19 protein-coding genes and 1 tRNA gene are annotated in these 21,017 nt (G+C 73.6%); 12 read left to right on the top strand and 8 right to left on the bottom strand.

Annotation, left to right across the window (positions count from 1 at the left end):
• Positions 1-103: 103 nt before the first annotated feature.
• Entirely contained in the window at positions 104-577 is a 474-nt protein-coding gene (locus AB4Y83_RS00235) for a MarR family winged helix-turn-helix transcriptional regulator (RefSeq protein WP_442274444.1), read from the bottom strand.
• A gap of 55 nt (positions 578-632) precedes the next feature.
• Between AB4Y83_RS00235 and AB4Y83_RS00230 the strand changes: the two genes are divergently transcribed.
• From AB4Y83_RS00230 to AB4Y83_RS00210, 5 genes are all read left to right on the top strand, one after another.
• Positions 633-2,324, top strand: coding sequence for a DHA2 family efflux MFS transporter permease subunit (locus AB4Y83_RS00230; RefSeq protein WP_442295669.1), 1,692 nt, complete (start codon positions 633-635; stop codon positions 2,322-2,324).
• 63 nt (positions 2,325-2,387) lie between these two features.
• Positions 2,388-2,470, top strand: a tRNA-Leu gene (locus tag AB4Y83_RS00225).
• A gap of 327 nt (positions 2,471-2,797) precedes the next feature.
• Positions 2,798-3,208, top strand: a complete 411-nt coding sequence (locus tag AB4Y83_RS00220; protein WP_442274442.1) for a hypothetical protein — start codon at positions 2,798-2,800, stop codon at positions 3,206-3,208.
• A gap of 332 nt (positions 3,209-3,540) precedes the next feature.
• On the top strand, positions 3,541-4,542 hold the full coding sequence (locus AB4Y83_RS00215) for a serine/threonine-protein kinase (protein ID WP_442295668.1): 1,002 nt from the start codon (positions 3,541-3,543) through the stop codon (positions 4,540-4,542).
• 84 nt (positions 4,543-4,626) lie between these two features.
• Complete coding sequence (locus tag AB4Y83_RS00210; RefSeq protein WP_442295667.1) at positions 4,627-5,277, top strand: LON peptidase substrate-binding domain-containing protein; 651 nt, start codon at positions 4,627-4,629, stop codon at positions 5,275-5,277.
• Between the two features lie 222 nt (positions 5,278-5,499).
• On the opposite strand, the gene AB4Y83_RS00205 is transcribed toward AB4Y83_RS00210, so the two are convergent.
• Entirely contained in the window at positions 5,500-6,207 is a 708-nt protein-coding gene (locus tag AB4Y83_RS00205; RefSeq protein WP_442295666.1) for a M50 family metallopeptidase, read from the bottom strand.
• Between the two features lie 141 nt (positions 6,208-6,348).
• Here AB4Y83_RS00205 and AB4Y83_RS00200 point away from each other — a divergent pair, with 141 nt between their 5' ends.
• Positions 6,349-7,194, top strand: coding sequence for a matrixin family metalloprotease (locus AB4Y83_RS00200; protein WP_442295665.1), 846 nt, complete (start codon positions 6,349-6,351; stop codon positions 7,192-7,194).
• A gap of 57 nt (positions 7,195-7,251) precedes the next feature.
• Here AB4Y83_RS00200 and AB4Y83_RS00195 read toward each other — a convergent pair whose 3' ends face one another.
• Positions 7,252-8,187: a 2-dehydropantoate 2-reductase gene (locus AB4Y83_RS00195; RefSeq protein WP_442274436.1), complete on the bottom strand. Its 936-nt coding sequence runs from the start codon at positions 8,185-8,187 to the stop codon at positions 7,252-7,254.
• 109 nt (positions 8,188-8,296) lie between these two features.
• Here AB4Y83_RS00195 and AB4Y83_RS00190 point away from each other — a divergent pair, with 109 nt between their 5' ends.
• From AB4Y83_RS00190 to AB4Y83_RS00180, 3 genes are read left to right on the top strand one after another with little or no spacing between them, the layout of a single operon-like run.
• Positions 8,297-10,936, top strand: coding sequence for a molybdopterin-dependent oxidoreductase (locus tag AB4Y83_RS00190; RefSeq protein WP_442295664.1), 2,640 nt, complete (start codon positions 8,297-8,299; stop codon positions 10,934-10,936).
• Positions 10,933-11,871 (top strand): FAD binding domain-containing protein, encoded by a 939-nt coding sequence (locus AB4Y83_RS00185; protein ID WP_442295663.1) that lies wholly within the window; start codon positions 10,933-10,935, stop codon positions 11,869-11,871. The genes AB4Y83_RS00190 and AB4Y83_RS00185 overlap by 4 nt, the downstream gene beginning before the upstream one ends.
• Complete coding sequence (locus AB4Y83_RS00180; protein ID WP_442274433.1) at positions 11,868-12,362, top strand: metallophosphoesterase family protein; 495 nt, start codon at positions 11,868-11,870, stop codon at positions 12,360-12,362. The genes AB4Y83_RS00185 and AB4Y83_RS00180 overlap by 4 nt, the downstream gene beginning before the upstream one ends.
• 38 nt (positions 12,363-12,400) lie before the next feature.
• Here the strand turns inward: AB4Y83_RS00180 and AB4Y83_RS00175 are convergent, their stop codons facing one another.
• From AB4Y83_RS00175 to AB4Y83_RS00165, 3 genes are all read right to left on the bottom strand, one after another.
• Positions 12,401-12,889, bottom strand: coding sequence for a DUF1269 domain-containing protein (locus AB4Y83_RS00175; RefSeq protein ID WP_442274432.1), 489 nt, complete (start codon positions 12,887-12,889; stop codon positions 12,401-12,403).
• 163 nt (positions 12,890-13,052) lie between these two features.
• Positions 13,053-13,550 (bottom strand): DUF427 domain-containing protein, encoded by a 498-nt coding sequence (locus AB4Y83_RS00170; RefSeq protein WP_442295662.1) that lies wholly within the window; start codon positions 13,548-13,550, stop codon positions 13,053-13,055.
• The gene (locus tag AB4Y83_RS00165; protein ID WP_442295661.1) at positions 13,547-14,782 is read right to left on the bottom strand and encodes a cysteine desulfurase-like protein; all 1,236 of its coding nucleotides are present in this window, start codon (positions 14,780-14,782) and stop codon (positions 13,547-13,549) included. Before AB4Y83_RS00165 ends, AB4Y83_RS00170 begins: the two co-directional genes overlap by 4 nt.
• A 124-nt stretch (positions 14,783-14,906) precedes the next feature.
• On the opposite strand from AB4Y83_RS00165, the gene AB4Y83_RS00160 reads away from it, so the two are divergent.
• Both AB4Y83_RS00160 and AB4Y83_RS00155 read left to right on the top strand, forming a co-directional pair.
• Entirely contained in the window at positions 14,907-16,694 is a 1,788-nt protein-coding gene (locus AB4Y83_RS00160) for an FAD-dependent oxidoreductase (RefSeq protein ID WP_442295660.1), read from the top strand.
• Positions 16,687-18,066, top strand: coding sequence for an adenylate/guanylate cyclase domain-containing protein (locus AB4Y83_RS00155; RefSeq protein WP_442295659.1), 1,380 nt, complete (start codon positions 16,687-16,689; stop codon positions 18,064-18,066). Before AB4Y83_RS00160 ends, AB4Y83_RS00155 begins: the two co-directional genes overlap by 8 nt.
• Positions 18,067-18,136: 70 nt before the next feature.
• Here AB4Y83_RS00155 and AB4Y83_RS00150 read toward each other — a convergent pair whose 3' ends face one another.
• Positions 18,137-19,552: an FAD-binding oxidoreductase gene (locus tag AB4Y83_RS00150; protein ID WP_442295658.1), complete on the bottom strand. Its 1,416-nt coding sequence runs from the start codon at positions 19,550-19,552 to the stop codon at positions 18,137-18,139.
• 205 nt (positions 19,553-19,757) lie between these two features.
• On the opposite strand from AB4Y83_RS00150, the gene AB4Y83_RS00145 reads away from it, so the two are divergent.
• The gene (locus AB4Y83_RS00145) at positions 19,758-20,282 is read left to right on the top strand and encodes a mycothiol transferase (protein ID WP_442295657.1); all 525 of its coding nucleotides are present in this window, start codon (positions 19,758-19,760) and stop codon (positions 20,280-20,282) included.
• Between the two features lie 9 nt (positions 20,283-20,291).
• Here AB4Y83_RS00145 and AB4Y83_RS00140 read toward each other — a convergent pair whose 3' ends face one another.
• On the bottom strand, positions 20,292-21,011 hold the full coding sequence (locus tag AB4Y83_RS00140) for a hypothetical protein (RefSeq protein WP_442295656.1): 720 nt from the start codon (positions 21,009-21,011) through the stop codon (positions 20,292-20,294).
• Positions 21,012-21,017 lie beyond the last annotated feature (6 nt).

Genomic DNA, 21,017 nt, shown 5'->3' with positions numbered 1-21,017 from the left:
AGTCGGCAATGGTGTGCGTCATGGTGTGCGTGATGGTGTGAGTGATGGTGCTGCCTCCGGTGCGGTGATCACCCCACCCACTGCAGCACCATCGGGCGTTCCATCAGCCGTCGTCGGTGGCGAAGCGGTGGTAGGCCTCGGTCGCGGCCTGCAGGTAGCGGTGGATGGCGTCTCGCTCCTCGGGCGTGAACTGCGCGGTCAGGGCGTCGAGCCCGTCGAGGAGCGTGCGCAGCTGGCCGCGCACCTCCGTGGCGGCGGAGGCGGTGGGCACGAGCCGCACCCGCCGCCGGTCGGCGGTGTCGCGCTCGCGCAGCAGGTGCCCGGCGGCCTCGAGCCGGTCGACGACGTCGGTCATGGCGGCGGGAGTGATGCCGAGCCGGGTGCTCAGCTCCCGTGGTCCGAGCCGTCCGTCGGAGGCGGCGACGTGGCTCATCGCCGACAGGTCGGTGGGGTGCATCCGCATCCGGCGGGCCAGGGCGCCGGACGCCTCGGCCTCGGCGGCCCCGAGGGCGCGCAGCGCCCAGGTCTCGGGCTCGTGGACCCGCCGTGGGGTGCTCTCCGGGGGTGGGATTGCCATGGGTCGATCCTACTGCTTCCATATGTTTAGGAGATCTAAAGACCTTGGAGGAGACATGACGCAAGAGCTGACTGCGGCACGCGGTGGGGAGCGGCGCCGGTGGTTCGGCCTCGTCGCGATCAGCGTCGCCGTGGCGCTCATCATCGTCGACTCGACGATCGTCAACGTCGCCGTGCCCTACATCGTCGACGACCTGGGCCTCTCGTCGTCGCAGGTGCAGTGGGTGCAGGAGTCCTACACGCTCGTCTTCGCCGCGACCCTGCTCATCTGGGGCACGGTCGCCGACCGCATCGGGCGACGGCGCATGCTCCTCATCGGCGTCGTCGTCTTCGTCGCGGCCTCGGTGCTCGCCGCCGCCGTCGGTTCGGGCGAGGCGCTCATCGGCGCCCGCATCATCCAGGGCTTCGGCGGCGCGATGATCCTGCCGACGACGCTCTCGCTCATCAACGCGGGCTTCACCGGTCGCGAGCGGGGCATCGCCTTCGCGGTGTGGGGCTCGACCATCGGTGGCATGGTCGCGGTCGGACCGCTCCTCGGCGGCTGGCTGACGACGTCGTTCTCGTGGCGCTGGGCGTTCGGGATCAACCTGCCCATCGGCCTGCTCATCGTCGTCGGCGTCCTGCTCTTCGTCGACGAGTCGCGCTCGGGGCGGCGCGAGCGCATCGACGTCGTCGGGGCCCTTCTGTCGGCGATCACCTTCGCGACGCTCGCCTTCGGGCTCATCGAGGGCCGCAGCTACGGCTGGTGGAGCCTGACGAAGCCCTTCGAGGTCGGGCCGTGGACGTGGACGAGCGGTCTGTCGCCCGTACCGGTCGCCTTCGCGGTGACCCTCGTGGCGGGGACGGTCTTCGTCGTGCGGACCCTGCGGCGCACGGCGGCCGGACAGCCGACGCTCTTCCGCTTCGATCTCTTCGGCATCCGCTCGTTCCGCAACGGCAACATCGCCGCGATGATCGTCAGCCTCGGCGAGTTCGGCATCGTCCTGTCGTTGCCGCTCTGGCTCCAGAACGTGCTCGGCTACACCGCCTTCCAGACGGGACTCGTCCTGCTGGCGCTCGCCATCGGGTCGTTCACCGCGAGCGGCCTCGTCACGGTGCTCAGTGCCCGGCTCACGGCGGCCGCGATCGTGCGGATCGGCATCGTCGCCGAGATCGTCGGCATCGCCGGGCTCGGTCTCGTCATCAGCCCCTCGACATCGTGGACGGCCGTGGCGCCGTGCCTCTTCGTCTACGGCTTCGGCGTCGGCCTCGCCACGGCGCAGCTGACCGGTGTCGTGCTCGTCGACGTCCCCGTCGACCGCAGTGGTGAGGGGTCCGGCCTGCAGTCGACGGCGCGCCAGGTCGGCTCGGCGCTCGGTATCGCGATCCTCGGCACGGTGCTCTTCACGACCGCTGGAGCGCGGCTGGACTCAGGCCTCGCCGAGCTCGGGGTGCCCGAGGCGGGGCGCACGGCCGTCGTCAACGCGGTCGTCGAGAGCGCGGGCGGCGCCATTCCGGCCCTGGCCGCCGACCCGCGCACGGCGGCTGCCGCCCCGGTCGCGGAGCAGGCCTTCTCCGACGCGACGAGGTATGCCGCGTTCACCGCGGCCGGCTTCCTCGTCCTCGGCCTCTTGGCGACCCTCTCACTCGGTGACTCCGGCAGTGGCCGCCACCGCGACGGGTATGCCGGTGCGCGCGGACCCGCGGCCCCGCGGCGTGAGGCGGAGGCCGCAGACGTGCCCGACGCGGACGCCCCGGCGGTTCCGTAGGGCCCCCTCCCGGACCCGGTTTGGCGATAGGCGGCCTGATACAGCACACTGTCTGCTTGTCACGCGCGAGTGGCGGAATGGCAGACGCGCTGGCTTCAGGTGCCAGTGTCCGAAAGGGCGTGGGGGTTCAAATCCCCCCTCGCGCACGCGTGAAGACGAGGGCCCCGACCTATGTGGTCGGGGCCCTTCGTGCTGTCTGGGGCCCTCGACTTCGCGCGTCCATGAAGCAGGCGGGATTTGGGAGGACGACCGAGCGCCGGCGAGGGAGAACGGTTCCCCCCTCGCACCCAGATCTGCCATACCACCAGACGAATTCGGTATCTGACCGCCACATCGCGCGTCTGTCCGCTACCCAGCTCGATCAGCTCCGGTCGCGGCCCGACGGAATCCCCGAAGGCCCGGCGCCCCCGGGAGCGATCGCGGTCCATGGCGCGGCCGTGCGGGGTCGACTCTCCACGTGAAAGGAGCGCCACATGTCCAGTCAGTCCTCCACCAGCACTCGACTCGGTCGTCGCTCAGCCGCTGCGCTCGGCACCTCCGCTCTCGTCTGCCTGGCCGTCGCCGGGCCGGTCCTCGCTGTCGAGCGACCCGACCCGGTCTCCGGTTCGCAGCCCTCGTCCGCGTCGACGAGCTGCGGCTATGTCGGCGGCGGGTCCGTCGTGTCCTGCGCCGACAAGTCCTCTGCGTCCTCCGCTTCCGGCGCGGGATCGGCGAACTCCGCCGAGCAGGGCACCTCCGCCGTCGTCGCACCCGTGTCGCGCCGGATCGTCCTGCCCGCGCCCCAGCCGTCCGACCTGCCCGTGGTCGGTCTCGGCGTCGCCGCAGCGGTCGTCGTCGCGGGTGGCCTCCTCATCGCCTCGACGAACCGGCGCCGTCCCGCCTGACCCCGCGTGACCCTGTCTGGTCGCCTCGCCTGATCGCCTCGCGACCCGTCGTCCCATGGACCTTCCCAGGCCACGTCGACGACCGACCCGGCCCGGCGGCATACGCCATCGTGTGTCGCCGGGCCCCCGCGCACGCGCCCCAAAACGGGTGTTCGAGGCCCGGACCTCAGGGGTATGTAGGCGGGAGCCGTGCCCGGGGGCACGGTTCAGCAGAGACCCAAACCCGTAAATGTTCAATCATCCGCGGGTCCCGTACCATGACCGCTGACGAAGGCCCCTGAGATGTCATCTGACGTGCACCTTCAGTCCTTGGAGACCGAGGTGTGCCYGACATGAACCGCCTGCATGAAGGGTTCGTGCTCGGCGAGCGCTACCACCTAGAGAGCCGCATCGCCTCCGGCGGGATGGCCGACGTCTGGGCGGGCACCGACTCCGTGCTCCGGCGTGAGGTCGCGGTCAAGGTCATGCGTCCCGACGCCGACCACGAGCGGCTCTTCGCGCTCCGCTTCCGCGACGAGGCCGTGCACTCGGCCGCTCTGATGCACACGAACATCGCGACGGTCTTCGACTACGGCGAGGACCAGGGCCTCGCCTTCCTCGTCATGGAGCTCGTCTCCGGTGAGCCGCTCTCGGCCGTGCTCAACCAGCGCGGCCCCTTGGCACCCGCCGAGGTCCGCTCGATCATGGGTCAGGCCGCGCTCGCGCTCGGCGTCGCCCACGAGGCCCGTGTCGTGCACCGCGACATCAAGCCGGCCAACATCATGGTCCGCGAGGACGGCCTCGTGAAGCTCACCGACTTCGGCATCGCGCGCGCCCTCGACGCGTCCGGGCACACCCAGCACGGCGAGATGCTCGGCACGCCCAACTACATCAGCCCCGAGCAGGCCCTCGGCCACGCGGCCACGGGCGCGAGCGACCTCTACGCCCTCGGCGTCGTCGGCCACGAGATGCTCGTGGGCAAGCGCCCCTTCGACCGCGGCACCCCCATCGCCACGGCCCTGAGCCACGTCAACGAGCCGCCCCCGCCGCTGCCCGACGACGTCCCCGAGGACCTGCGCGACCTCATCGCCGAGTGTCTCGAGAAGGACCCCGAGAAGCGTCCGGCCAACGCCGCCGCCGTCGCGGTCCGCCTCGGCCTCGGCGACCAGGAGCTGCGCGGTCTGGCCCTCGGTCTCGCGACGGCCATCAACGGTTCGCCCGCCGAGATGCTCGACGAGGTCGAGGAGCTCCACGGCGAGGTCCGCGACCCGGGACAGCGCACCGGCTCGGGCCCGGCCGTGACCGCCGACCAGCTCGGCGCCACCCAGGCCATGCCGTCCGGGGTCCGCGACTGAGCGTCGGGGCCGAGCGCGCCGTCGGGCACCCAGGGCTCGACAGCCCACCTGCCACGGTCGCCGTTCCGACCTAGTCTGGCTTCCATGGCGACCCTGCCGCTCTTCCCGCTCGGCACCGTGCTCATGCCCGGTGCGCGGTTGCCGCTGCAGATCTTCGAACCGCGCTACGTCCAGCTGCTCAAGGACCTGCTCGACGGCCAGGACGAGCGTCTCCCCGTCTTCGGGGTCATCGCGATCCGCGAGGGCTTCGAGGTCGGTGACGACGGTGTGCGCGCCCTGCACCCCGTCGGCTGCGGCGCCCTGCTCATCCAGGCGGCAGCCCTCGAGGGCGAGCGCTTCCTCGCCGTCTCGGAGGGCACGGACCGCTTCCGCCTCGACGCGATCGACGAGTCCGCCGGCACCCCGTACACCACCGCCCGCGTCACGTGGCTGCCCGAGCCCGACGGCGACGTCCCGGCCATCACCGTCCTCGCGGCGCGGCTGCGCGCCGAGCTCACCGCCTTCGCTGCGGCCACCGGAGCAGAGCCGGAGCTCCCCACGGAGGACCGGTCCTTGGCGTATGCCGTCCCGGACACCGTGAGCCTCGACGTGGCCGACCGCCAGCGCCTCCTTGCGAGCAGCGACACGGAGTCCCGCCTGCGCCTCGGCATTCGGCTCGTCCGGCGCGAGCGGGAGTTCGCGTCCGCGCTGGGCGCGGTGGGCCGGGCGCCGATCCCGCCCTTCAGCCTGAACTGACGCGACGCGACGCGCCGCAGCGCGACGACGCGTTGGAGAGGCCCAGCCCGACGGCATACCTGGGTCCCCCTGTATATGCCGCCGGGCCGCTGCCGCGGTCATCCGTGCACCGGATGCGGCGTCCCCCGAGGTGGTTCGGGTGGCTCCCCCTGGCCCCACCCGAGCACCGCTTACCCATTTCTCGGCGCGTCGATCGTCGGTGCCGCCGTGGTCGTCCACCGCTCAGCGCAGGGTGGCGACGACCTCGGCGGTGACGACCCACGTCGCGAGAGCGCACATGACGACGAACGAGAGGTTCCAGACGGAACGGGGCAGGTGGGTCAGTGAGGCGAGGACCCCGGGGTCGCTGCCGCTGCTCCGGTCCTGGAGCACGGCCACGAGGTGGCGCCAGGCGCCGATGACGAGGACGACGCCGAGTCCGACGAGGACCTGGGTCTGGAGCGCGTCGTCGCGCCACCACCACAGCGCCGCCGAGCCGGCGATGGCGACGGCCATGACGACGACGGTGAGCGCCGAGCGGACCCGGACGAGCGCGAAGAGCAGGACGGCCAAGCCGGCCGTGATGACCGGGGCCGCCCGGCCGCGCTCGGCCGCCCACACCATCGCGGCGCCGAGCAGCGCCGGCATCGGGTATCCGGCCCACGTCGACGCGACGCGACCGGCGCCGCGCACGGGGCCCCGGGTCACGGCGTGGCCGGACATGTCGCCCCGGAGCACGAATCCGGTGAACTGGCGGCCGACGAGCACCCCGACGACGGCGTGACCGAGCTCGTGCACGAGGGTGACGGCGAGGCGGACGACCCGCCAGAGGGGCTCGACGGCGACGAGCACGAGCGCGACGCCGAGGACGACGAGCAGGCGAGGCGCCGCCAGGGCGACGTCGCCGGTCGCCGGGACGACCCGCTCGCGCACCGCCTCGAACCACTCCACGGACGCAGAACCTAGCCGACGCCCTCGTTGGCGCCCGAGGCAGCGTCCCGTTGGGTACGGGATGAGGAGTCGCGCGTGAGGCGCCGGCTCTCGAACGCTCTCGAGGCGACAGGACGGACGGTTCACGGCACCATGCAAGACATGCGTCAGGGGTCCTTCGTCCGCGCACCCGGTCGGCACCGAGCCACCGGCGCGAGCGCGTCCCGCGGCCGTCGGCCCGTGTGGCTCGGCGCCGTGGTCCTCACCGTCCTGGCCGTCGTGGTCCCGCTGTGGCTGTGGCAGGCCCGACCGTTCGACTCGCGGCACGGCTTCGGCGTCGACTCGCCGCCCGCGGGCATCGGCGCCGCCCAGGCCCCGCTCGGCGCCCCGCCGACGATGCCCGGCGGCACGGGCGGCTACACGTTCATGCGGATGCAGGCCAACGGCACGGACCCGGTGGCCTACGACCCCTGCCGGCCGATCCACTTCACGACGAGCACCGTCGGCCTGCCGCCCGGGGGCGACGCCCTCGTGCGCGAGGCCGTGGCGACGATGTCGGAGGCGAGCGGGCTGCGCTTCGTCGACGACGGCCTGACCGACGAGGCGCCGGCGCCCGAGCGTGACCCGTACCAGCCGGACCGCTACGGCGACCGCTGGGCGCCCGTCTACATCGCGTTCGCGACGCCCGACCAGATCCCGCGGCTCGCGGGCGGCACCGTCGGGCTCGGCGGGAGCACGCCGCGCGCGGCCGGGGACGGAGCCCTCGTCTACGTCACCGGCTCCGTCTGGCTCGATGCCAAGGCCATGGACGACCTGCTCGCGGCGGGTCGCCGGGACTCCGCGCGGGCCGTCGTCGAGCACGAGATCGGTCACGTCCTCGGGCTCAACCACGTCTCCGACGGGTCACAGCTGATGTCGCTCACGGGCGGCACCGGTGCCGGACCGGCCGACGGGGACCGGCGCGGGCTCGCGATCCTCGGCCGCGGGGTGTGTCGCCCCGACCTCTGACTGTCACGCGGGTGCCCACGCCGACGGAGGGCGTACGCCATCGGCCCGGTCGCGTGGTCAGCCGAGCAGCGCTCCCGGGTGGCGTGACGTGAGCACCTCGAGGAGCAGCCGGTGCAGCGGGACGTCGACATCCGACTCCCCGGCGAGGCGCACGACGGCGCCCGTCCACGCGTCGAGCTCCGACGGCCTGCCCTCGAGCAGGTCGCGCTGGAGCGAGGTCGTCGCGTCGGCGGGCTGGTCGTCGACGAACGCCATCGTGCCCGCGACGACACGCTCGGGCAGGCGTATGCCGCGGGCCCGGGCCAGCGTCTCCACCTCCCGCATCGCGTCCTGCAGGAGCGCGCGACGGGGCGGCTGCGAGCGGAGCTCGCCGATGGTCGCGTCGAGGGCGGCACCGAGGCCACCGAAGGGCACGACGAAGAGCATCTTGGACCACAGCTCGGCCCAGATGTCGTCGGGCACGGGCGAGACGGCGCCGGACGCCGCGACGGCCTCGCGCAGCCGCGTGACCCGGTCGGAGGTGACGCCGGGAGCGGCCGACCACTCGTCGAAGGCCAGCGAGGCCGGACCGCCGGCGTGCGTGATGCGGCCGGGGCCGTCGATGAACGCGAAGATCTTGGCGATGCCGGGCAGCACGGCGGCGCGTCCGACGACGCGGGCGACCTGGTCGGGCGCCTCGACGCCGTTCTGGGTCGTGACGACGGCGGTGTCGGGGCCCACGAGGGAGGGCAGCGACGCGAGGACCGCTGGGAGCTGCCACGTCTTGACGGCGAGCAGGACCACGTCGACCACCCCGATCGAGGCCACGTCGTCGGTGACCTGTGCCGGCTCGACGGTGACGTCGCCGGCGACGCTCGTCACGACGAGGCCGTGGTCGCGGATGGCCTCGAGATGGGCACCGCGCGCGACGAACGTGACGTCGTGCCCGGACGCCGCGAGCCGCCCGCCGAAGTAGCCGCCGATCCCGCCCGTGCCCAGCACCGCGATGCGCATGACCGCACCCTCCTCGTCGCCCGGATCGGCTCGTCGGGGCCGTGCATCGGCCCCGAGCACGAGCCCTCGACACCATCATCGCGCCCGGGCCGGTCCCGGAGGTAGCGTCGTGGCGCACCGTCTCGTCGAGACGCAGCCGCAGGAGGCCCTCATGGAGCTCACCACCACGGTCAACGACGAGGCGCGGGTGCTCGACGTCGACGGCACGGAGTCGGCCGTGGACGTCGTGCGCGACGGCCTGGGGCTGACCGGCACGAAGCTCGTCTGCGGGAGCGGGGTGTGTGGTGCGTGCACGCTGCTCGTCGACGGCGAACCGGTGCTCGGCTGCCTCACCCCGGCCACCCGGCTGCGCGACGCGAGCGTCACGACCGTCGAGGGCCTCGCCGACGGCGACGACCTCCACCCCGTGCAACGCGCCTTCGCCCACCACGACGGGCTCCAGTGCGGCTACTGCACACCGGGGTTCGTCGTCGACGCCGTCGCCTTCCACGACCGGTGGCGGGCCGAGCACGGGGCCGGCGAGCCGGACGGCCCGAGCCGCGAGGTCATCGCCGAGGCGCTCGCCGGACACCTGTGCCGGTGCGGCTCCTACGAGGGCATCTACCGCGCCGTCGCGGCCGCGTGCCGCGGCGAGCACGACGGCGGGGTCGGTGACGTGGAGCGCGTCGACGCCCCGGCGAAGGTCACCGGCGCGGCGGTCTACACGACCGACGTCGTCCTGCCCGGCATGCTGCACGCCGCGATCCGTCGCTCCGACGTGGCGGCCGGGACCGTCGGCCCGATCCGCTTCCCCGACGGCGTCGTCGGCCTCGACGTCCTCGGCGACGACCGACGCGTGCGCTGGGCCGGGCAGCCGATCGCCGTCGTCGCGGCGGAGTCCCTCGCCGAGGCGCGCCGGGTCGCGCGCGAGCTCGTCGTGCCCCTGACGGCCCACGACTTCGTGCTCGACCCCGAGGTGGCCGTGCGCCCGGGTGCCCCGCTCGTCTACCCGACCCGGGGCGAGCGCAAGGCCGCCCCGTCCGCCGGTGAGGGCGGGTCGTTGCCGGCACCCTGGGACGGCAACCGCCACGGACCCTCGCGCAGCCCCTTCCTCGGCACCCTCGCCAAACGCCGCGTCGGCGCCGCGCGCGCCGCCCGGAGACGCGGCCTCGTCGAGCTGGAGTTCCACACCGCGGCCCAGCTGCACACGGCGTTCGAGCCGCACGCCTGCGTCGCCGACTGGACCGACCCACAGCATCTGCGGGTCTGGCTCAGCACCCAGGGCGTCGACCTCATGCGGCACGCCATCGCCGACCGCTTCGACCTCGACCCCGCGCGGGTGGAGGTCGTCGCCGAGCACGTCGGCGGTGGGTTCGGGGCCAAGCTCTCGCTCACGACGGAGGCCACGAGCGCGATCGCCCTGAGCCGCCTCGCGGGCCGACCGGTACGGCTCGTGCTCGACCGGCACGAGGAGCTGACCGGCACCGGCAACCGCCCGGGGAGCCGGTCGCGCGTCTCGATGCTCGTCGACGACGACACCCAGGCCGTCAAGGCGCTCGTCGTCGACACCGACAGCCACGCGGGGGTCGCGATCGGCAACAGCGTGGCCGCCCTCTCGATGCTCCTCTACGAGCGCACTCCGCGCTTGGCCCGCGACGTCGACGTCGTGACGAACGCGCCTCCCGGAGCGCCGTTCCGGGGACCCGGCGGTCCGACGAGCGCCTGGTCGCTCGAGCAGACCGTCGACGAGGTCGCGCACCGCTTCGGCCGCGACCCGATCGGGCTGCGCGCCCAGTGGGACGGCAACCAGAAGCGTCAGGCGCTCTACCGCTGGGCCAGTGCGCTCCCGACGTGGGAGCGGCGACCCGCCACGGGCAGCCAGTCCGGGCGATTCCGGCGCGGCGTCGGCGTGGCTGCCGGCAACTGGATCTACCTCGTCGACCCCGACTGCGAGGTCGTCGTGTCGGTCCAGGCCGGTCACCTGGTCGCGTCGACGGCGGCGCAGGACATGGGGACCGGGAGCCGCACGGTCGTCGCCCGGGCGGTGGCCGGTGTCTTCGACGTCGACCCGTCCCACGTCGAGGTCCGGCTCGGCCGGTCCCACGGCGGCACGTCCCACGGCCCGGCGTCCGGGGGCAGCCGCACGACGGTGTCCCTGTGGTCCACCGCCGTCGAGGCGGCCACCAGCCTCCGGGACCGGGTCGGCACCGACCTCGGCCGTGCCCCCGACGGCGCGTCGGCGACGGCGAAGCGCGGGGGCGACCGAGGCCTGCGAGCCGTCCCGATGACGATGAACGGCATCCAGATCGGCCGCGGCTTCTCGGCGGCCCTGCACGTCACCGAGGTCGAGGTCGACACCCGCACCGGGAAGACCCGCGTGCTCCGGGTGCACGGCGGCATCGCCGTCGGCCGCATCCACGCACCCGTCCTGGCCCGGAGCCAGTGCGAGGGATCGATCATCCAGGGCATCGGGCTCGCGCTCTACGAGAACCAGGTCCTCGACCCGCACACCGGCCTCACCCTGACCGCCAACCTCGAGGACTACCACATCCCCCAGCTCGGCGACACCCCGGAGATCGACATCCACTTCCACGAGGAGGGCTGGGAGCGCGTACCCGGCGGTGGGGTCGGCCTCGGCGAGGTCGCCACCGTCAGTCCCGCCGCGTCCGTGGGGAACGCGATCTTCAACGCGACGGGCTGGCGACCGTTGACGCTCCCGGTGCGGCCCGACCGGCTGCTCGAGGGACTCCGCACGGAGGTCACGCGATGAGCCTCACGATCCTCACGGCATACGACGAGCGGCCCGACGGCACAGGCGATCTCGTCTACCGCGCCGGTGGCACCGACCTGCAGGAGCGGCTGCGCACGACGGGCGCCACGCCGCACGTCCTCGACCTGACGGGGGTGCCCGGCTTCGCCGCGGTCGAGCGCTCCGACGCCGGCACGACCCTCGGCGCCGGCGTCACCGTGGCCACGGTGGCCCGCGACCTCGCCGCCGACTACCCGGCGCTCGCGCTCACGGCGGCGGGCCTGGCCACGCCCCAGGTCCGTGCCACCGCGACGATCGGTGGCAACCTGCTCCAGCGCACGCGCTGCTGGTACTTCCGGCACCCGCACACGTCGTGCTTCAAGTCGGGCGGCGACGGCTGCCCCGCGCGCGACGGGCGCCACCTCTACGGCGTCGCCTTCGACACCGCCCCGTGCGTCCACCCGCACCCGTCGTCCCTCGCGATGGCCCTGCTGACGTATGCCGCCACCATCGACACGACGCAGCGTGACGGTCTCGGGGTGGGCGACGTGCTCGGCGACGGGTCCGACCCCAGCCGTGACCACCTGCTCGCCGACGACGAGGTGCTGACCCGAGTCACGCTGCCGCCTCCTGCTCCGGGCGAGCAGGCCGCCTACTTCCGGTCGATCAGCCGGTTCGAGGCCGAGTGGCCGCTCGTCGAGGCGGTCGTCCGCGTCGTGCGCGACGACACCGGAACGGTCGCGTCGTGCGGTGTCGCGATCGGTGGCGTGGCGCCGGTTCCCTTGCGGCTCGGCGCCGTCGAGGAGCTGATCACCGGCTCGACCCTCGACGACGACGTGCTCGCCGAGGCCGCGCACCTGGCCACCGAGGGCGCGAGCCCGCTCCCCGAGACGGGCTACAAGGTGCAGCTCGTCGAGGCCACGGTCCTCGAGGTGCTCGAGCGCGTGCGGTCGTGAGGGTCCTCGTCGTCAGCGACACGCACGCGCCGCGCCACTGGAAGGCCTGCCCGCCGGCGCTGCTCCCGCACCTCGGGTCGGCCGACGCCATCCTGCACGCCGGCGACGTCTGCACGCCCGACGTCCTCGACCTGCTGGCGTCGTTCGCGCCGGTGCACGTCGTCATGGGCAACAACGACGTCGCCGAGGTCGCCGACTGGGGTGCCCCCGAGACGCTGGAGGTCGAGCTGGAGGGGCTGCGGGTCGGGATGATCCACGACAGCGGGCAGCGCCAGGGGCGCACCGCCCGGATGCGCCGACGCTTCCCGACGGCCGACCTCGTCGTCTTCGGGCACTCGCACATCCCGCTCGACGAGACCGGCGACGGGGTCCGCATCCTCAACCCCGGGTCCCCGACCGACCGACGGCGTCAGCCGGCCGGGACCTTCGCGTGGCTGGACGTGCGCGACGGAGCGCTCGTGGATGCCCGGATCGAGCAGCTGCCGCGCTGATCGCGCGACCGGCCCGACCGGTGCGCCCGCGGCTGGGTTCAGCGACCCCCGAAGGTCTCCAACAGGATCTGGCGCTCGCCTTCCGTGAGGTTGGTGGCGACGAGCTTGCTGTGGATCCCGCGGAGGCGCTCGCCGACGCGGTCGAGGTCGCCCTGCTCGGTGACGACGAAGAGCGCCGACGTGCCCGGGGTCAGCTCGGTGCGGATCGTCTCCAGCTGCTCCTTGGTGATGCCGGCGTCCTCCGTCATCTTGCTGATCGCCCCGATGGCCGCGCCGACGACGCCCCCGACGACCGGGACGAAGAAGAGCGCTCCGACCAGGACTCCCCAGAGCGCGCCCCAGCCGGTGCCACGCCACTTCTCGTCGTTCCCGTGGCTCATGCTGGGATGCTCGTCGCCTTCGGGCCAGGTGACGAGGGCGTGGTCGACGACCTTGAGGAACCCCTCCGCCTGACAGTCCTCGAGGACGGACTCGGCGTGCGCGGCGCCGTCGAGGTTGTCGAACTTCCAAACCGTGAAGGCAGCCATGTCCTGCTCCTTTGCGTGACGCCGCTGGCCGGATGGCCAACCGACGGTGGTCGAGGATGTGTCGTCGGAGCGTGCATGCGTCTGCGGACGAGCAGCCCCCACGAGATCCACCCTGCCGCGCGGCGCCCCCGCGATCCTCCCCCTCACAGGGTGAGGTCTGCCGTCACCAGCCCCACGAGCCGGGGCCGCCCTTGAAGGGACCGACGACGCGATCGGTGACCCACCCACCGTAGAAGCCGCCCTCCTGCGGCCGCACCTGCTCGCCGTCGACGAAGCACGCGTCGACGAGCCCCGGCATGACGGCGAGGTGACCGGCGAGGACGGCATACGTCGGCACGGGGTCCGGGTAGGTCCACGCGGCCCGGGCCGCCCGCCGCCCGCCACCGACGACGTCGAAGTACGCCGCCTGGCCCTTCCACTCGCACACCGAGCTGCCCGGGGCGGCGACGAGCGCACCGTCGACGAAGGCGTCGAGCGGGAGGTAGTAGGTCGGCGGGTGGCTCGTCTCGAGCACCCGGAGCGAGGCCCGGGTGCGCGCCACGACCTCCCCGCCGAGGTGCACCTCGACGAGCTCACCGCTCGGGTCGACGGCCGGTGGGCGCGGATAGTCCCAGACCGACTCCTGGCCCGGTCCGGCCGGGAGCGGCACCGGGCGGCTCATCGGGCCTCCCCGCAGATCTGCTCGAGGCCGGACGCGAGCCGGTCGACGTCGTCGGCGCTCGTGTAGGGAGCGAGGCCCATCCGCAGCCCCCCGGTGGCGCCGAGCCCGAGCGCGTGGCTGGCCTCCCACGCGTAGAAGTGCCCGGCCGGCGCGTTGACGCCGCGTTCGGCGAGGGCGACGCGCAGGTCCTGCGGATCGTGGCCCTCCACGGTGACGAGCAGCGTCGGGGTCCGGCGCTGCGCGTTGCTGTGTGCCGTGAGCCCCGGGACGGCGCGCAGCCGCGCCTCCAGCGTGGCGAGGAGGCCGTCCTCGTGGGCCTCGAGCGCGGCGAAGGAGGAGACGAGTCGTTGACGGCGGGGCTGCGAGGGGTCGGTGAGGGCGAGGTCGGCGAGGAAGTCGACGGCGGCCGTCGTGCCGGCGAGCAGCTCGTAGGGCAGCGTGCCGAGCTCGAACCGCTCGGGCACGGCGTCGGACGAGGGCAGCAGCTTGGCGGGGTGAAGCGTCTCGAGCAGCGCAGGCGCGGCGGCGAGGACGCCGTGGTGCGGGCCGAGGAACTTGTAGGGGGAGCAGACCCAGAAGTCCGCACCGCTGGCCGGCACGTCGGTGAGCACGTGCGCGGTCGCGTGGACGCCGTCGACCCAGAGCAGGGCGCCCGCGGCGTGGGCGATCTCGGCGATGGCGGGGAGGTCGGGGCGCGTGCCGATGAGGTTGGATGCAGCCGTCACCGCGACGAGACGGGTGCGCTCGCCGATGACTGCGGCGACCGCGTCGGGGCTGAGCTCCCCTGTGCCCGGGTCGAACTCGGCCCAGCGCACGCTCGCGCCACGAGCCTCGGCAGCGAGCACCCAGGGCCGGATGTTGGCGTCGTGGTCGAGGCGGCTGACGACGACCTCGTCGCCGGGACCCCAGTCCGACGAGAGCGTGCGGGCGAGCTGGAAGGTCAGCTCGGTGGCCGAGCGGCCGAAGACGACGCCACCCGGGTCGACCGCCAGCAGGTCGCCCATCGCGGCGCGTGCCTCGACGACGACGCGGTCGGCCCGTCGCTCGGCAGCGGTGACGGTGCCACGGTTCGAGATGGCCGAGGTGAGCGTCTCGACGACCGCCGTCGCGACGGTGTCGGGCACCTGGGACCCGCCGGGGCCGTCGAAGTGCGCGGCACCCTCGTGCAGCGCGGGGAAGTGCCAACGGATCCGGTCGACGTCGTACGCGGTGGGTGGTCCCAGTGGTGCCATGGCCCCATCTTGGCCGAGGGGCGAGCAGATCGTTCGTTCGGACCCGCAGGCGGGCGGACCGTCCTACCGTCGACAGAGGGGTGGTCGCACGTCGTCCTGCCCGCCCACTGCACGGGGGGTTTCCGTGACCCGTCCTCTCCTGCTCGTCGTCGACCACGACCTCGATGCACTCGCCCGCACCGAGGCCGAGCTGGCCCGGCGCTTCGGCGCGGACTTCCGGGTGCGCGGCGAGTCCGACAGCGCCGTCGCCCTGCACCACCTCGAGCTCGCGTCAGAGCGTCGCGACCCCGTCGCGCTCGTCCTCGCCGACCCGTGGCTGCCCGGCCTCGGGGGCGCCGAGCTCCTTCGGTCGGTGCGCACCCTGCACCCTGACGCCGCCCGTGCCCTGCTCGTGCCGTGGGGCGCCTGGGCCGACGGGCGCACGGCCGAGGCGATCCTGCGCGGCATGTCGCTCGGCGACATCGACTACTACGTGCTCCAGCCGTGGACCTCGCCGGACGAGCTCTTCTGCCGCACCGTCTCGGAATTCGTCCAGGTCTGGTCGCGCACCGTCGCGAACCGCCGCCGCGAGGTGGTCGTCGTCGGTGCGGCCCGCGACCCGCGCGGTCATGCGGTCCGGACCCTCCTGACCCGCAACGGGATCCCGCATGCGTACCTCGACCGCGGCTCGGCCGAGGCGGTGGACCTGCTCCGGGCGATCGAGGCCCCGCGCCCGGACGACGCGGACGGTCCGCTCGTCATCTGGCTCGCGGCGCTGGGCGGTCGCGTCCTGCTCGACCCGACCGACGTCGAGATCTGCCAGGCCTGGGGCATCGGGACCGACCTCTCGGTGCCCCGGGGCGACGGGGGCGACGGGGCGCGCGACGAGGTGCGCGAGGTCGACCTGCTCGTCGTCGGCGCCGGGCCGGCCGGTCTCGCGGCCGCGGTCTACGGCTCGTCCGAGGGGCTGTCCGTGCTCTGCGTCGAGGAGCACGCGCTCGGCGGCCAGGCCGGGACGAGCTCGCTCATCCGCAACTACCTCGGCTTCTCGCGGGGGGTCTCCGGCGCGGAGCTGGCCCAGCGCGGCTTCCAGCAGGCGTGGGTCTTCGGCGCGCGGTTCGTCCTGACGCGGCGCGTCACGGCGATCGACCGGACCACCGACGCCGACGGGACCTCGTGGTTCGTCGTCACGGTCTCCGACGTGGGTGACGTGCGGGCACGGGCGGTGCTGCTCGCCACCGGGGTCGCCTACCGGCGCCTCGGGGTGCCGTCGCTCGAGGCCCTGAGCGGGTCCGGCGTCTACTACGGCGCGAACGTCTCCGAGGCGCACGGGCTCGCCGGAGCGCACACGGTCATCGTGGGCGGCGGCAACTCGGCCGGCCAGGCGGCCCTCCACCTGCAGCGGTATGCCGCGGACGTGACCGTCGTCATCCGCACCCCGGACCTCTCGGCGACGATGTCGCGCTACCTCATCGACGAGATCGAGGCGTCGCCCACGATCACCGTCGTCCCGAACGCCGACGTCGTCGACGGGACCGGCGACGGCTGGCTGTCCGAGGTCGTCGTCGCCGACCGCACGACCGGCGACCGACGCTCGATCCCGGCGGACGGGCTCTTCGTCATGATCGGCGCGCAGCCCCACACGGCGTGGCTGCCCGACGCGGTCGCCCGCGACCCGTGGGGCTTCCTGCCGACCGGCGCCGACGTGCGCGAGGCCGGCGCCTGGACCCTCGAGCGGCCCCCGTGCGCCCACGAGACCTCGGTGCCGGGCCTCTTCGCGGTCGGGGACGTGCGCGCGGGGTCGGTCAAGCGGGTCGCGTCGGCGGTCGGCGAGGGGTCGGTCGTCGTGTCGGAGGTGCACCAGTACCTCTCGCTCGTCGAGGCGGCGTCGCGGTCGAGGAGCCCGGAAGCGCAGGCCGACCCCCATGGCTGACGGACCCGGCGAGGGACGTCCCGGCGCCCGGCGGCGCGCGGTCGTCGGTGCCGTCGCGCTGACGCTGCCGCTGCTCGGTCTCGCCGTCCTGCGGCTCTCCGAGCAGCTCGACATGCAGTGGCAGCACGACCCGACCCATTTCTGGATGGTCCTCGGCGCGGCCGTGCTCAGCGCGCTCACGGCATACGGCACGGGGGCGGCGGCGGTGCGACGCGGCGACGTGCGTGTCATGTACGTCTCGCTCGCGTTCCTGTCCGCCTCGGGCTTCCTCGGGCTGCACGCCCTCGCAACCCCGCACATGCTGCTCGAGACCGCCTCGGCCGGGTTCAACATCTCCACCCCCGTCGGCATCGCCATCGGCTCGCTCTTTGCCGTCGCGTCGGTGCGCGAGGTGGACGCCGACCGGGCGGCCGCCGAGATGCGGCGGGCGCGGATGTTGCGCGTCGCCCTGCTCGTCACGATGGTCGTGTGGGGCGTCGCCTCGCTGTTGCGGCTCGGGCCGTTCGGCGCCGGGCCGGGGCTCGCCCGCGACTCCCCGCCGATGGTCGTCGCGGGTGTCGTGTCCGTCGTGCTCTTCGGGGTGGCAGCCGTGACGTACGTGCGCCTCTGGTGGCAGCGCGGTGGGTTGCTGCCCGCGGCGATGGCCTCGGCGATGGTGCTCCTCGCCGAGGCGATGGTCGCGATCGTGCTGGCCCCGAACTGGCACTACTCGTGGTGGGGCTGGCACGTCCTCATGCTCGCCGCGTTCGTCCTCGTCGCCTGGGGCGCGCAGCAGTCGTGGCACGAGGAGCGCTACGCCGCGCTCTACACCGCCGACACCCTCGCCGGGCGTCGCGAGATGTCGATCCTCTTCGCCGACCTCAAGGGCTTCACGACCTTCTCGGAGGGCCACGACCCGAGTGAGGTCACCGACATGCTCAACGCGTACTTCACCGTCGCGATCCCGGCCGTCGTCAAGCGGCACGGCGGCACCATCGACCGCCTCATCGGCGACGCGATCATGGCGACCTTCAACCGCCTCGGCGACCAGCCGGACCACGCCCGCCGAGCCGCGCAGGCCGGCCTGGATCTCCAGGCCGAGACGGCGCGGATCGCCGACGAGCACCCGGACTGGCCGCGTTTCCGGGTCGGGATCAACAGCGGCGAGGTGCTCGTCAGCGTGCTCGGCAGCGAGGGTGGACGCACCCACACCGTCATCGGCGACGCCGTCAACGTGGCCTCGAGGATCGAGGGCCAGGCCCCCGTCGGGCGCGTCGCCGTCACCGCCGACACCCTCGCGATGCTCCCCGGTGCCACGACCGAGCCGCTCGGCGCCCTCGCCCTCAAGGGCAAGGGCGAGCCGGTGGAGGCCTTCGTCCTCGTGACTCTCTGACTCCCGTCGAGGTGATCGCGTGAGGCCCGTGGCTCACGCGATCACCTCGAACGCGTCGTCACTCGCGTCGTCACTCGGTGACCGCACCGTCCTCGAAGAGGCGGGCGACGCGGTGGTTGGCGAGGAATCGGTCGTCGGGGTCGTAGGCAGACCGGATCCCCTTGAGCTGCAGCCACGCCGACTCCGTGTAGCCCGTGCGGGCATCGACCTCGTTCTCGGCGAAGTTGAGGTAGCTGCGGCCCGTCGACCACGGCTCGAGGGAGCCGGTGAGCGCGTGGGCGTCGAGCTGTCCCTGCATCGCGAGCTCCGGCGTCGCCGCGATCGCGACGGCGAAGACGGCGTATGCCGCGTCGATCGTCGCGAGGGCGCCGAGGCCCTCGGGCGCACGGCCCAGGGCGCCGCCGAGCTGGCGCAGCTCGGTCGAGAGCAGCGACGACGTCGAGCCGGGGCCGACGTGCTCGAGGAGGGTGTCGATCGTCGCGTCGCCGAGCTCGCCGATGAGCGTCCCGTCCGAGACGGCGGGCGTCGGGCCCTCGGGGTCCATGTGCAGCCGGGTCAGCGACCGGGCCGGGACGCGGTCGAAGGTGTCGATCTCGGGACCGAGGCCGCGCAGCATCCCGAGGACCCCGCGGGCCTCCGCGTCGCAGCCGAGCACCGCCCCGTCGATGACGACGAGGGACCGGCCGCGCAACGGCTCGGGGATCGCCGGCAGCGGCGGGAGGTCGAGGAAGCGAAACGACGTCGTCACGGCGTCGGGGGCCTCGGGCGCCCAGTCGGCCCAGCGACGCAGCACGCGCTCGGCCTGGTCGCGGTCCCAGACGAGCATGCCGGCATACGCCGTCTCGATCGGGTAGAGGCGGAACTCGAGCGCCGTGACGACACCGAAGTTGCCGCCGCCGCCGCGCAGGGCCCAGAAGAGCTCGACGTTCTGCGTCGCGTCGGCGCGCACGTGCTCGCCGTCGGCGGTGACGAGCTCGACGGCCGTGAGGCTGTTGGAGGCGAGGCCGAGCTTGCGGGCGTACCAGCCGATGCCGCCACCGAGGCTGTAGCCGGCGATGCCGACGTCCGGTGAGCTGCCGTGCAGGGCCGCGAGCCGCTGGTCGGCCGCGGGCTCGGTCGCGTCGATCCACAGGGCACCGCCCTCGACGCGGGCGATGCGGCGGGTCGCGTCGATGCTGACCCCGCGCATCCGTTCGGTGCGGACGAGGACGACGTCCTCGAGACCGCGCCCGACGAGCGGGCCGGCATTGTGGCCGGTGCTCTGGGGGGCGACCCGAAGGCCGGCGGCCGCGGCCGCGCGGACGACGGCCTGGACGTCCGAGACGGTGCGGGGCAGCGCGACGCCGGCCGGACGCTGGTCGAGCGCGACGTTCCACGGCATCCGTGCCGCGTCGTAGCCGGGGTCGCCGGGGAGGTGGACCGCACCGTCGCAGAGTCCGGCGAGGCTCGTGGCCCGTCGGGCGGTGGGGGTGAGGGTGGTCGTCATTGCTGGTCTCCTGGGTCGGGGCGCCCGGCGTCGTTGCGTGTGGTGGGCGCGGGGGTTCAGAGACCGGACAGGCCGTCCAGATACATCGGGTGGCAAAGGTCCGTTTCGTCGGGCGCGTCTCTGGTGCAAGGGATCCGGATCCGCGTGGTGCCGGCACGGCCGGATGCTGTGTCGGCGTCGGATGCATGCTGGTTAGGTGGACGACATGACGACTGACATCGCACGCGACCTGATGCTCGACGGCTTCGGCCGCATCCGAGACGGCCTGCCAGAGGTCGTCGACGGCCTCTCCATCGACGAGCTGCTCTGGCGCCCCGACGCCGACGCGAACCACATCGCGTGGCTCGTCTGGCACCTCGCGCGCCAGCAGGACGACCAGGTGGCGCAGCTGACCGACGCGAGTGAGTCGGTGTGGACGGGCGACGGCTGGGTCGAGCGCTTCGGGCTGCCCTACCGGGCGGACACCCACGGCTGGAGCATGTCCTCGGCCGACGTGGGCCGCTTCACCGTCGCCGACCCGGCCCTCTTCGCGGCCTACCACGCCGCGGTGCACGAGCGCACCGTCGCGCTCGTCGAGGAGCTCGACGACACGGCATACGCCCGCGTCGTCGACGACCGCTGGGACCCGCCGGTCACGGTGGCGGTGCGCCTGGTCTCCGTCCTCGACGACGCGGTCAAGCACCTCGGTCAGGCCGAGTACGTCCGCGGCCTCGTCGAGCGGCGCCGCTGAGGCCTCCGCTCAGCGGCCGCCGAGCGCGGTCCAGGCGGCGGGCGCCGTGAGGAAGATGAGGATGAAGGCCCACCCGCCGGTGAGCCGCCGTCCGGTCGGACGGGTCTCGGCAACCCCGGGCGGCGGGCCCGAGACGAGCAGGAAGAGCGGGACGGCCACGACCGCCGCCGGGGAGAAGAGCGCCCAGAACCAGGCCCAGCGGGTGGCCCACCACGGCTGCGCGCCGTTCCCGACCAGGGCGACGGTGGCGAGCCAGAGCACGAACCCGACCCCGGGCAGCCACCCGGGCACCCGCCATCCGGCGAGCTTCTGCCCGGGGTCGGACCACGTCTCGGCCACGATGCGCACGCCCGGGTCGAGTGCGCGGAGCGTCTGTGCGACGTCCGCCGTCACGACCTCTCGACCGCCGACCTCGCTCGGCGACGTGGCCGCGGGGTCGCTCGCCTCGACGACCTCGGCGTACCGGCCCAGGCCGCCCTCGCGCCACGCCAGCGTCACCGTCGCGTATCCGGTCGCGCCCGGGGGCAGTCCCCCTGACACGTGCACCTCCGCGATGCGGCCGGACACGACACCCTCACGGAGGTCAGCGAGGGACGAGGGAGCCGAGCCGAGCAGGAGGCCGCACCCGAGCAGCACGAAGCAGGCCACGAGGAGTCCGTAGCGGACGCGTCGCCACGCGTCCGGACGCACCCTCGCCAGCACCGGCCCCTGTACCGGCGATGTCGTCATGCGGAG

The organism is Terrabacter sp. RAF57 (assembly GCF_052113925.1).
Classification (GTDB): Bacteria; Actinomycetota; Actinomycetes; order Actinomycetales; family Dermatophilaceae; genus Terrabacter.
The sequence above is the reverse complement of the archived record's forward strand: the minus strand, read 5'-3'. Positions and strand labels throughout refer to the sequence as shown.